Source organism: Sedimentitalea sp. (assembly GCF_039973035.1).
Lineage (GTDB): Bacteria > Pseudomonadota > Alphaproteobacteria > Rhodobacterales > Rhodobacteraceae > Sedimentitalea.
The window spans coordinates 1-11,424 of record NZ_JBDWLR010000049.1 but is presented as its reverse complement, the minus strand read 5'-3'; the positions used below and the strand labels follow the sequence as shown (position 1 = coordinate 11,424).

Here is an 11,424-nt window from a genome sequence, read left to right as displayed (position 1 = left end):
AATGAAGTGGCAGGCCGAAACAGACTAGAACCTTCGGGCCATAGTCGAAGCCCAGATCGGGCGCTGGAAAACGATCATTGGCGGCGGTTTGAAATCGAGGAACATTGACGCCCAAAACACGGAAGTCCGGATAGCCATGAGGGTACTCAACCGCATGACCTCACTGGGTCGTGCGGCGTTCGAGCCTGCCTGAACCTCAGATGGGAAAGGGCACGCTATGTCCCAACACTGACCCGTGCAACAAACTGCGTCGCTGTCACAAAGCGCTTCTACCCTGATAAGAAGGCAAAAGATGAGCCGCTGACGCCAGTGGAGAAATTCAAGAAACTTGCGGTCACGGTCGTCGTGCACAAACCCATCGTGATGGCAAACGCACTGCGACGGATCGGTCGGAGATGGATTGAAACACGGGCTTCATCAACACGGGTACTCATCATGTAGACATTCACCGTGCTGGCAGTGGATGTGTGGCAACGGAAATTGTTACGCTGCTGCGGTCGTGATCTTCCTAAAATCCATCAATGCTGAATTGAACTGGCGGAATTCAAGGGAGACGCGGCGGCGTGCTGAGATGGTGTTCTTTGAAAAATACAACGACATTGACATCCCGCTGTGCCGTCACTCGGCACCGGACTGGGAAGTCCTGTGCTTTCGAACGGAAGGTGGCTTAAAGCACAGCACGTGAGGTGCGGCACGACACAGCGGCAGGGCCATAGAGCCGGGGCAGGGGCATCTCAAGCGGAGCTTTTATGGCGGGTTGAGTGGGCAGGCGACGTGATGGAACCGATTGTGAGCTGTGTTCAACTAAGTTGATTTTTGTTGAACATGAACTTATGTTCAACGGTGATATTTTTGTTGAACATAGGGAATTGCCATGTTTGATAGGCATTCAGCGATTGCACATGCGGCCTACCATGATTTGCGCCGCTCGTTGCAAGATGAAGCCGTAACAGAGATACGCGGTACACCCACGCGCGTTGAACGAAACGGCAAGATCTATTGGTACGACAGTTATCGCATAGGGTCGGATGTTCGCAAAACCTATATTGGCGAGGAAACCCCGGAACTGCGCGAACGTCTTGAGGCGCTGAAGGCACTTCGGCAGGGGGCTGAAGAACGGCGCAGGCATCGTGTACGGTTGATCCGCATTCTACGCGCCGAAGGATTTCAGGGTGTTGATGCGGCCACCGGAAGTCTAATGTCGGCACTGGCCAAAGCGGGGGTGTTCCGACTGGGTGGAACTGTGGTCGGAACCCACGCTTTTCGACTCTATGAGGGGATATTGGGCGTCCGATATGGGTTTGATGAAATGGCGCAAACCGGTGATATCGATATCGCCAGTTTCGAGAAACTCTCATTGGCTCTGGAGGATGTCGTCGCGCCACCGTTGCAGGATGTCATGGGAGAGTTCTCGTTTGCACCGGTGCCAAGTCTGGACGGCAACAAGGTCTGGCGATGGCGGCAAACCCGAAATGATCTGATGGTCGAGTTTCTTACCCCGTCGTTTCAGGATGAGGAGGGCATCCGTCCGTTGGCAGCGCTTGGAGTGGATGCCCAGTCCTTGCATCATCTGAACTATTTGATTGCGGAACCTGTTAAAGCCGTAGTGGTCTATCGCGGTGGTGCTTTGGTACAGGTGCCGCGACCAGAACGGTTTGCTATTCACAAGCTAATTGTGGCGGATCGGCGACGGGGTGGGGCAGACAGTCTGAAGGCTGAAAAAGATCGCTTGCAGGCAGCATTCCTGATAGGAATACTGGCCGAAGATCGCCCGGACGAACTTCTGGAAGCTTATGTTGACGCACGCGCAATTGGTCCGAAATGGCAGCAACGTTTGGACGCGACATTGGATCGGCTTCCAACGGTACGGGACATCATGAGTTCACTTACCTGACGGGCTTGGGTGGCGACCGGCTCAGCGGCGCCGCGCCCATGGGCGTTTAGAATATAGTGGTGAAGGCCGTGTTTTTCGCGGCGTGAAGTGATGAGGACGTTGTGGTTCGCGAGCGCACCAGGTTAAACTGGGTCGTCGGAACTGGTTTGCGTCAGAGGCTTTAAACGCGGCTCCAAAACGCGGATTTCCGTGGGTGCGCATAACGGAGCGTTTCCAAAAACTTGGCATGGGGCAGGTGGGTCTGATAATCGTTGATCTGGCCGTCTGACGCGTCGCATTCCGCCAGATGGGTGGCGGCATGGCCATAGCGCTTGGAGCGCTTGTTATCGAGCGTATCGAGAATTAGCGCGCGACGAGCGAGAGTTGCTGCCAACGGATAGTCGCCGTCCAGCGCGGCTGCCGCGGGATTGAGAATGTAGTACGCATTGCCGTCCAGCTCTGCAAAGCGGATTTCGATCAAACTCGCGGCGGACCTCATATCCGGCCATTCGAGAAAAAATGTAAGCGCCATCATTATGTCCGGATGCGCCAAGGCCACGGACTTGGCGCGATCCTCGGCTTCGATGTCCTCGAAATCCGGCAACCGGCGCAAATACTGCCGCAGGCAGTCCACGCGCAGGGTTTGACAGAATTCTTCCCAGAGAACCTCACTAGCGGAATCGCCACGATCTAGCGCATCAAGACATTCCACACGGACCTGAGTTAATTCTGGCGTGTCAAAGACTGTTCGGCGATCTTGTGTAAGTGCACCCTCGACGATTTGCAGGGCTTCATTCGCACGACCCGCCGCCAGCAATCGGGCGGCAACATCCGGAGCAATCGTGTGGAACGTCAACTGTTTGGCTGAATAGCGCGCCATATAGGCGTCCACATCACCCTCAAGGTCGGCTGCTGCTTGCAAGATCATACATGCACTCCGATTGCGTGCCTCCTGTGCCAGTTCACGCTGATGCTCCGGGTCATCGACGAAATCATAACGAGCCAGGTCGGCTTCGCTGAGAGGTTCCGCCTCGACTGCCTGCGCAAGGTCTTTCAGACGCGCCAATCCGTCCGACCCAAGCGCTTCGGCCAGCGCGGGGATCGCCCCGTCAAACTCACCATAGCCGTTATCCTGCAGCGCTTCGAAGACCCGCTCGGCAAGAGCCCTGCAATCAGTGGTCAACATTGGCGCCAGACCAGATACATGCTCCATTGCATCGGACATGACACTTCCGATTGTGCCACTGCTGTCATCGCAGCGCTCGTAAATGGATGGGGCCAATTGGAGAAATGACCAAAGTAAATCAAAAGCTTCGCCTGGATCATCCGGGGCCACGCTCGTTCGGATCAGCCCGATCAGGTCCGAAAGCTCACGGGCAAAGGCGCCTTTTTTTCGCCACGAGACATATCCCGTTGACCGTCGCAGCGTTGCAAACCGCTTGCGAATATCCCCTGCCACGTCGGCGGTGCCAGCAGAGGCGCTAAGTTCCATACGCAATCGGCGCTGCTGGGCGGCATTGCCTTTGGTGACATCTAGCAAAAGTTCTGCCAGAGCGTCTGCCCCGAGGGCGGTCAGGTTGGTCTTGTTGAGCGTTTTTTTCGACATCAAGCTTCTTGTTTCTTTTTGCTTTACGTGGTGGCGACGTCAGTTTCACGGGACCTTTGCTGTGACGCAACCGGCGCTTCTTCAAAACGGGTCCTTTAGGTTCTTCAGGCTAAGAACTTTTCGGCGCGCCCGTGACCCATGCAGCGGTAGGCGCTGTGCTTACAGGCGTTGAATAAGACCGCGCTTTCGACCTGATGAGCTGGAAATGAGATGTACTCACCTGAGATCCGAACACTCATCCCAGTGCTCCGGAGTGGCACGGCAAAATTGGGCGCAAGGTCTCCCTTGCGCCCGGCACTTTATAAAATCGTTCGTGAACACCTTCGCTCGATTACGAAGAACTCTTTACCTTCACCACTCACCTATTCCGTACTCGTTGCCAGGATCATCGTTACAATACCCAAACATTGCCACAGCTTGCCTTGGGGCTCTGTAAACATGCTCACACAAGGTGGAATTAATGTGTAATTTTCTGGATTTTTTGTGGCACCGATCCTTGGAACCGGCGTTTCCGCGGTGCCGGTCTCTCGGTATGACCTCAGCTATGTAGTTCAGAAATATGGCGTTCTTAGTGCTCGTGACCAAGATCCGTCAGGGTTTTGCGCTCAACTGAAGAATCTGACTTTGTTTTGATGCAATTGATATCAGTGCCCGCTCGGTGGCGAAGTCATGGTGCGCGTGGTGGCAAAATCAAAACGGCGAACGTATCAGATTCCCACTTGATCCAGACATTGCGCCCTTGAGGCTGCCGATCACCAGTATCGGTGCAAATCCCGAGCCTTGCGGCTCGTGACCGGGCGCTAGGTTCCAGCCGGTTGGCCGGCTTCCACCCAGAACCCCACGTCCTGAACTCCCTGCCACAATAACCCCGGCGCCGTCTCTGAAGAGCCGGGGCAGGGGCTTTGCGTCATGGTCGTTTCAGGCCGCGGTGATCTGCCCGTTCGGGTGACGCTCCCTTTCGCGCTCGCGCAGGATCAGGAATCCTTTGCCGTTTCTTGTCAGGTCAGGCGGGATTTGGACAAGCCAAACGCCGCCTTCCCATCAGGGGGAAGGCGCGGCCTCCCCCCTCGGACAAGACAAATAGACAAGACCGTGTCCTCGGCTCTCGCCTGCGGGCCGCACCAACCTTGTCGATTTCTCTGGTCTCGCCCCTCTCCGCGTTCGCCACGTGGCAGGTTTTAGAGACGACGCCCTTTCAGGGCTTGGCTCAAAACCAGCGCCATTTGGGGATCAGCCCCGGAGGTTGCTTCACAAAGGAGAGACGGTTTTGGAAATCGAAACGGCCAATGACATTGAACACGATACAGACCTGCAGGCGGCATCTATTGCAGCACAGAACGACTTATTTCGCAAAGCGCTCATCGACCCGATAGCTGTGTATGAGATGCAAGGCAAAGGCATTCAGGGGCAGGTGTTGATCACCCCCGGCGTTTCAAGTGAGGGGGCCGGGTTCCAGGCGGCGGCGCTGGCAGCTGTCGCAACCGACACGCGGTTCACCGAGGACAACGATCCGTGGGGCGATCACACATTCGTAACGGTGATGGTCGGCAATCAGAAGCTGTTCTGGAAAGTCGATCTGTATGACCTGGATTTCAAGTACGGCTCCGAACGCCCGTTTGATCCGACGGTTACCCAACGCGCCCTGACCATCATGTGTCCGAGCGAATACTGATCTCAACCGCAATCGGGAAAAGGGCTCCTCTCAGGCATGCAGGCATGCCCTTCCAGAGTAGCAGGTGAAGAAATGTCACAGAAGCGATTGGAGCAACTGCGCGGTGAAGCAGTCCAGTTGATCAAAAAGGGAGGTCTCTCCGCCAAGATCGGCCTCGCCTTCTTGAAGACGCAAGCACGGGCCTAAGCCCCTCGCTCTACCCCGTCAGGGGCAGGGCACCCTTAATCAAAGCATCAATCTCTAACAAGGAATGACCCAATGAATACGCAAACAACCATTGCCGCAGAAACAGCTGCCGAAATCATCGAATACGTGCCGCTGACAGACCTGTACCTGTCCGATCTGAACCCGCGTCAGGAGGTGGCAGAGGACGGAATTGCCCTTTTGGCGGAAAGCATCGCGGCCTGCGGTCTAATTCAGAACCTTGCCGGATTGCGTGACGAGACTGGCAGAGTGGGCATTGTCGCGGGCGGCCGTCGTCTTCGCGCCATCAACGTTGCTGTGTCCGAGCGCCCCGATCTGGCCGTTGTGCCGGTGCGCATGGCGCCGTCGGCGCATGTGGCCGAGGAATGGGCCAATGCCGAGAACACCGCACGGGAAGAACTGGACCCGGTGGATGAGGTGCGCGCTTACGCAACGATGGCAGAAAAGGCGCTGTCCCTAGCCAAGATCAGTCAGGCGTTTGGGGTGACCGAGGCCCATGTGCGTCGCCGCCTTGCACTCGCCAAGCTCCCTTGCCCTGTTCTGGATGCTCTGAAATCCGAAGCGATCAGCATAGGTCAGGCCAAGGCCATGACCGTAAGTGAGGATGAGAAGAAAATCCTGGAGGTGCTGGAGCGGGCCAAATCGGGCTGGTTCAATGAGTACCAGATCAAAACCGCGCTGAAACCCGATGCCGTTGATGGCGACAATCGCAAAGCAAAGTTCGTCGGGCAGGGGGCCTATGAGGCCGAAGGCGGCACCGTGACTCAGGACCTCTTTGAAGATGAGATCCTGTTCAACAGCCCGGATATTCTGGACCGTCTCTTTTCCGAAAAGCTGGAAGGCGAAGCGAACACGCTTCAAGACGCCGAAGGCTGGGCATGGGTCATGATCTCAGAGGACAGCAATCCGTTCTGGTACGAGGTGCAGCGCGAACACGGATTTGCGCGTGTCTACAAGGAGGAAGGTGTGTTGAATGGAGACCAATCCGCACGCTATGACGCCTTGTCGGAACAGGCCGACGCCGGGGGGCTGGATGAGGTGGGCGGCATCGAGTTCGCGGAACTGGAAGCGATCATCGAGGGTGCCTATTCCGATCAGCAAAAGGCGCTGGCCGGGGCTATGGTCTATGTCAGACACGATCGCACACTGTCCGCATTGCGCGGGTTGATCAAGCGCGAGGATCACGACGCGGCGATTGCGGCGGGCGTTCTGGAGGCCTCACAACACGAGACCGGCACCCCTTCGCCGGCTGAGCCGAAATCTCCGATCTCCCAAAAGCTGGCGGCCGATCTGGCCTGCGTCGCCACGGGGGCTCGGCAACATGCGGCCTTGCGCGATCCTGACATGATCCTGACCCTGCTGGCGTTTCAGTTGACCGGCAAGGCAGGCTATCGCCGCCCGTTTGGTTTGAGCGCAAGCGATGTGCCAAACCTACCCTCGACCGAGGTGGCGGGGTATGCTCTGGACGACCGGTTGACCACCCCGGCTTCCACTCCCAAAGACCCGTTTGGCAGTGATCTGGCTCGTGGCTTCCGCGCCTTCAAGGCGAAGGGCATGGAGCATGTCATGGCGGAACTGACCCGCCATCTTGCCGCGTCGTTGACAGTGGAAGATGAGAAACTGGCGGGCCTGATCGACAAGACGGTCTCGACCTCTATCCGTGAGGTCTGGACGCCAACTGCTGAAAACTTCTTCTCCCGCGTTGGGGCTGCATACCTCAATACCCTGTGGTGTGATCTGCTGGACCTGCCAGAAGATCATGCGACCGCGACCGGTTTCGCGAAACTGAAGAAGGGTGAGAAGGCGGAGAAGTTGGAAACTCTGTTTGCCGATCGGACCGTGCGCAGCGCTCTTGGACTGACCGAAGAACAGGAAGCGGTCATTGCCGCATGGCTGCCCGAAAGCATGAGCTGAGACAGTAGGGCAGGGCGGTAATCCGCCCTGCCTGCCCCCTTGGAGGTGGCGAGCTTGTACACCTGAATCTGTTGTGAAAGGAGCGATCCATGACTTTGACAAATTCTCCTCTGGCGCGGGTCTGGCGCTCGGCGCAACTCTACATCGGGTTCCACCGCGACCCGCAGGGCAATCCACGCGCCGAGGCGAAGGTCTGGCCGCCCAAAAACGGCAACGCCACGTTGCACCCTGATCCCGAACAGCAGGAAGCGTTTCTGGTGGTCAGCACCGCCGCCAAGGACACCCCGCGCGATGTTCAGATCAAGCTGCGCCCGGACAAGATCGTGCTGCGCCGCGATCCCGGCATCAGTTGGGAAGGTGTCGTGGTCGAAGACCATATGATTTCCGTTCAGGTGGGCGGAGCATGGGTGCGGATCAAGGCGGATGGATCGGTGTCCCACGAACTGGACGGCGACATGACCTATGTGGAGTCGGACGGTTCGGTGCTGAAGAAGACCGAGTTTGTGGACGCGATGATGTCAGGCGACGGAGTTGACCTGTCGCGTCGCACCGCATCTCATATTGCTGCAATCACGGAAGATGGTGTTGTCAGCAAGGCACGCAATCAGGGGTAATCAGGGTCGGGCTTCGTCTGGCGCGTTCGAAGGATCCACCGCTCTGAATGCGCGCTCAAGCGGCTAGTTGGTGTGACACACAGGATGCCGGGTTCTGGTGTCCTGGGCGAGCGGGACATTGGCCCCACTCTCCCAGGACTGGCGCTGTCCGCGCGGGACGGCCGCTTGAGCGACCGGCGGTTCCTCGGGCCGCGAAGCGGAAATGCAATGCGGTGCACAGATGCAACTGATGGGAACCACCCGGACCTGGCGCTTGCACCGCTGCCCAATCGCTCGGTTTCCGGTTCCGGATGCGCAAGTCGATCCATTTGGGAAAAATCACAGGTTCGACGATCCGGTCATCGTTCGCTGGGAGAGCGACGTGATCTTGCCGTCTCAGTTCGGCCGCGTTGATCAGACTCTACAGGTGCATTGTTCCAGATTGCCATGTCTTCCTGCGGCCCGGTACAGGTTTCAGCGGGTTGCCGGGGGAGGTCCTCGCTCATCGGTTTCTGCAAGATGAACGTAAGCGGGCAGACGGAGAGGCGCTGCGCTTCAACCGGAAAATTCCCTTGCGCCTGCGGCGCATTCCTCGCGCATCAGTTTTCCGGCTGACATCTCCTTTGGGCCCGCTTCGGTCATGTTCATCGAAACACGCAAAAGCGAGGAACAGACAATGGCAACTCAAACTCTGAAGCTGAACGTGAAGACCGGCGAGAAAGAAGGCAAGACGTTCTGGGACCGCTGCGGGATCCTCTTCGTCAACACCGACGAGAACGGCGCCATCACATCGATCACCGTCCGGCACAACATGTTCCCGGAGGTGGATATGGTGGCCTTCCCCAAACGGATCGACGACACCGTTACGGAATGAGACGAGGGCAGGGCGGCGCAAGCCGCCCTTGTCCCTGCTTGGTGTGACGAAACAGGCACCGACAGGATGTGGTGTCCCCGCCGGACGGGGGATGATCCCGCCCTGCGGAGACCGGCGCTATTCGCGCGGAACCGCTATCGCGGAGCGCGTTTCGGGCCGGTTTCGCTTTTGGATTGCCGCATACAGGGGCGGTTTGGCATCTATTGAAGTTTGCCTAGCGGTTGCTGTCAATCCATCGGGACATCAGCGTCTTGTCCCGAAAACATGCACTCGGAACATCGCGGTGTTTGATCCGGGCAATCCGTTCGGCAAACGCAACCTGCTTGGACGACGGATAGTTCGAGAAGGGCGATGGGTTTGATTGGTTGCAATGCGCGTCAATCCAGCGGGACAGTCTGCGTCGATCTGAGGTGAGATAAGCGGGCAGTTCTACCCTGGTGCGTTGTGCGATGCGGCGGGCGAACTGGATCTGTTTCTCGGTTGCCGGAACGATATGATAGTCGTTGCTGCTGATGGATGACACTGTTTGATCGAGTGAACTCAGTTGCATGGGACGGTCCTCCGATTGCGCATGTCTAATATAGAACAAAAGCAGAACAATGGCAAGTATAGTAGATTTACCTTCACACGACACAACATGTGGCGTCATTCCTCTCGTCCGTTTGTGAGAGATTGGATCCGAGAGAAGGATGTCTGTTATGCATCAATACCCATGCTGCGTGGGTCTTGAAATCGGCACATCCAACCGGAGCCATTGCGGATGGTGGACGGGAGAATATGTGCTGCAAATGCCTTGTCATGGCAAATCCCGAGCCTTTGGCTCATGATCACGCCCTCAGGCTTCAGCCGCATGGCGGCTTGCGCCCGGAACATCCCATCCCCAGTCTTCCTGCCGCAATAGCCCGTACCCCGTCTCATCCGAGCCGTGGTGCGGGCTTTGCGGCATGGTCGATCGAGGACGCGCTGATCCGCCCTTGCGGGTATCGATCGCTTTTGCGGCTCGCGCAGGATCTCTGATCCTTTGCTGTTTCTTGTTTGTGCCTTGGGGTTCGGTCAAGCCGAACGCCACTGCGCCACGATGCTTTAGAACCCGCCGGGTTCTCGCGCGCGCAACCAGAATAGACCGGGCCGTGTCCTCGGCTGCTCCTGCGGGCCGCACCAACCCGGTCGATTCCGGTGGCACTTGCTCACTCCGGCACTTCGCCAGCGGGTCAGGTTTTAGAGACGGGCGCGCAAATGCGCTTCGCTCAAAACCAGAAACCAACGGGATCAAATCCCGACCGTTACCGCACAGGAGCACGGCAAATGGCCAAGACACGTTTTGATATTCACCAGCACGTCACAGACACGATCATTGCCCAGATCGAGGCAGGTACGCCGCCATGGCGCAAGCCCTGGACCGGCAGCACCGGCGGCGCATGTCTGCCCGTGCGTCACAACGGCGAAGCCTACAAAGGCATCAACATTCTCATGTTGTGGGCCACCGCCCATATCCGTGGTTTGAACTCCGAGCGCTGGATGACGTTCAAGCAGGCGCAGAACCTCGGCGGATCCGTGAAGAAAGGCGCAAAGGCCGCAAAGTCGGTTTTCTATGGTACCATCGAAAAGGAGGATGACAGCAAACCCGCCGGCGAGGAAATGACCATCCGGCGCTTTGCCAGATTCAACAATGTGTTTAACGCGGACGACATCGAAGGGTTGCCGGAAGAGTATTACATCCGCCCCGATCCGCCGCGTGATCTTGGCACCGAGTCAGATGCGACGCTGGACGCTTTCTTTGCCGACACTGGGGCCGCAATCAGCACCAGCGATGATCCGCGCGCCTACTACAACCCTGCGAACGATCACATTCACATGCCACCGATTGCGACGTTCCATGACGCGGCCGGATATTTTGGCACTCTCGCTCATGAAATAGTCCATTGGTCGGGCAGTTCAAAACGGCTGGACCGGTTCGCGAAGTTTCAGGATCGCAAAGCCTATGCGTTTGAAGAGTTGGTAGCCGAAATCGGTGCCTGCATTCTTGGCGTGACATTGGGCGTGGAACCGCAATTTGATCAGAGCGCCGCCTATATTGAGGGATGGATTGAAGCATTGAAAAATGACCAGAGGATGATTTTCAAAGCCGCGTCGGAAGCCCAGAAAGCCGTCGATTTTATCATGGCTGCAGCTGCCGCACCTGATGCGCGACAAAGGGACAGGGCGGCGTAAGGGGTTTCGCGTCCCAAACACGCCGCAGCGAAGACACCGATGGCTGCTTGTGACACCTGTTCAAGCTTCCCGTCGATCCAACCGACACTTACCCCCGTCTCAGAATGGCGGGGGTTTTGCATTGCACCCGATGCGCTCAAGATCAGCGTTTCAGAGTTGGCGGTGCGTGCGAAAGAGCCAGAGCTCCTCCCCACGCACCGCCCGGCGCTTCGCTTGGACCTGGCATCTTGCCAGGGATAGGCACTCAGCGGCTCGGGTGGTGCTCAACGACGCTCTGCGTTGCAGCATTGGGAAAGATGGGCGGAGAGTGTGAATTCGCCGCTCTGCAGCGAGGATCTCTAGGGTCAGGACTCATAGCCAATAGATGACGGTTGCCGCTAGCGCGATTGCGGAGAGGAAGACCTTCGGGCACCTGTCGTATCGGGTCGCGACCCGTCTCCAATCTTTCAACCTGCCGAACATGATCTCGATGCGATT

The 11,424-nt window shown here is 57.4% G+C and carries 10 protein-coding genes; 6 read left to right on the top strand and 4 right to left on the bottom strand.

Annotation, left to right across the window (positions count from 1 at the left end):
* The first annotated feature begins 874 nt into the window (after positions 1-874).
* Complete coding sequence (locus ABJO75_RS12085) at positions 875-1,894, top strand: GSU2403 family nucleotidyltransferase fold protein (protein WP_348130521.1); 1,020 nt, start codon at positions 875-877, stop codon at positions 1,892-1,894.
* Between the two features lie 160 nt (positions 1,895-2,054).
* Here the strand turns inward: ABJO75_RS12085 and ABJO75_RS12080 are convergent, their stop codons facing one another.
* Positions 2,055-3,479 carry a DUF6880 family protein gene (locus ABJO75_RS12080; protein ID WP_348130518.1) on the bottom strand — a complete coding sequence of 475 codons (1,425 nt, stop codon included), beginning with the start codon at positions 3,477-3,479 and terminating at the stop codon, positions 2,055-2,057.
* Between the two features lie 1,267 nt (positions 3,480-4,746).
* Between ABJO75_RS12080 and ABJO75_RS12075 the strand changes: the two genes are divergently transcribed.
* The 4 genes from ABJO75_RS12075 (at position 4,747) to ABJO75_RS12060 (ending at position 8,736) form a co-directional block, all read left to right on the top strand.
* A complete protein-coding gene (locus tag ABJO75_RS12075) occupies positions 4,747-5,151 on the top strand; it encodes a DUF3768 domain-containing protein (protein WP_348130516.1) in 405 nt (134 codons plus the stop codon).
* A gap of 258 nt (positions 5,152-5,409) precedes the next feature.
* On the top strand, positions 5,410-7,269 hold the full coding sequence (locus ABJO75_RS12070; RefSeq protein ID WP_348130513.1) for a ParB/RepB/Spo0J family partition protein: 1,860 nt from the start codon (positions 5,410-5,412) through the stop codon (positions 7,267-7,269).
* 89 nt (positions 7,270-7,358) lie between these two features.
* Positions 7,359-7,883 (top strand): hypothetical protein, encoded by a 525-nt coding sequence (locus ABJO75_RS12065; protein ID WP_348130511.1) that lies wholly within the window; start codon positions 7,359-7,361, stop codon positions 7,881-7,883.
* Between the two features lie 655 nt (positions 7,884-8,538).
* Positions 8,539-8,736, top strand: a complete 198-nt coding sequence (locus ABJO75_RS12060; protein ID WP_348130508.1) for a hypothetical protein — start codon at positions 8,539-8,541, stop codon at positions 8,734-8,736.
* A gap of 214 nt (positions 8,737-8,950) precedes the next feature.
* Here ABJO75_RS12060 and ABJO75_RS12055 read toward each other — a convergent pair whose 3' ends face one another.
* Together ABJO75_RS12055 and ABJO75_RS12050 are read right to left on the bottom strand one after the other, a co-directional pair.
* The gene (locus ABJO75_RS12055) at positions 8,951-9,286 is read right to left on the bottom strand and encodes a hypothetical protein (protein ID WP_348130505.1); all 336 of its coding nucleotides are present in this window, start codon (positions 9,284-9,286) and stop codon (positions 8,951-8,953) included.
* A 285-nt stretch (positions 9,287-9,571) separates the two neighbouring features.
* Positions 9,572-9,919: a hypothetical protein gene (locus ABJO75_RS12050; RefSeq protein ID WP_348130502.1), complete on the bottom strand. Its 348-nt coding sequence runs from the start codon at positions 9,917-9,919 to the stop codon at positions 9,572-9,574.
* A 122-nt stretch (positions 9,920-10,041) separates the two neighbouring features.
* Here ABJO75_RS12050 and ABJO75_RS12045 point away from each other — a divergent pair, with 122 nt between their 5' ends.
* Positions 10,042-10,947 carry a zincin-like metallopeptidase domain-containing protein gene (locus ABJO75_RS12045; RefSeq protein ID WP_348130499.1) on the top strand — a complete coding sequence of 302 codons (906 nt, stop codon included), beginning with the start codon at positions 10,042-10,044 and terminating at the stop codon, positions 10,945-10,947.
* 351 nt (positions 10,948-11,298) lie between these two features.
* On the opposite strand, the gene ABJO75_RS12040 is transcribed toward ABJO75_RS12045, so the two are convergent.
* Positions 11,299-11,424, bottom strand: a 126-nt coding sequence (locus ABJO75_RS12040) for a transposase (RefSeq protein ID WP_333483634.1), incomplete at its 5' end; no start/stop codon positions are given.

What these genes read in the sequence shown, in the direction of transcription:
- ABJO75_RS12080 (WP_348130518.1), bottom strand. Translation starts at nt 3,479, where the DNA reads ATGTCGAAAAAAACGCTCAACAAGACCAACCTGACCGCCCTCGGGGCA.
- ABJO75_RS12085 (WP_348130521.1), top strand. Translation starts at nt 875, where the DNA reads ATGTTTGATAGGCATTCAGCGATTGCACATGCGGCCTACCATGATTTG.
- ABJO75_RS12065 (WP_348130511.1), top strand. Translation starts at nt 7,359, where the DNA reads ATGACTTTGACAAATTCTCCTCTGGCGCGGGTCTGGCGCTCGGCGCAA.
- ABJO75_RS12055 (WP_348130505.1), bottom strand. Translation starts at nt 9,286, where the DNA reads ATGCAACTGAGTTCACTCGATCAAACAGTGTCATCCATCAGCAGCAAC.
- ABJO75_RS12070 (WP_348130513.1), top strand. Translation starts at nt 5,410, where the DNA reads ATGAATACGCAAACAACCATTGCCGCAGAAACAGCTGCCGAAATCATC.
- ABJO75_RS12060 (WP_348130508.1), top strand. Translation starts at nt 8,539, where the DNA reads ATGGCAACTCAAACTCTGAAGCTGAACGTGAAGACCGGCGAGAAAGAA.
- ABJO75_RS12045 (WP_348130499.1), top strand. Translation starts at nt 10,042, where the DNA reads ATGGCCAAGACACGTTTTGATATTCACCAGCACGTCACAGACACGATC.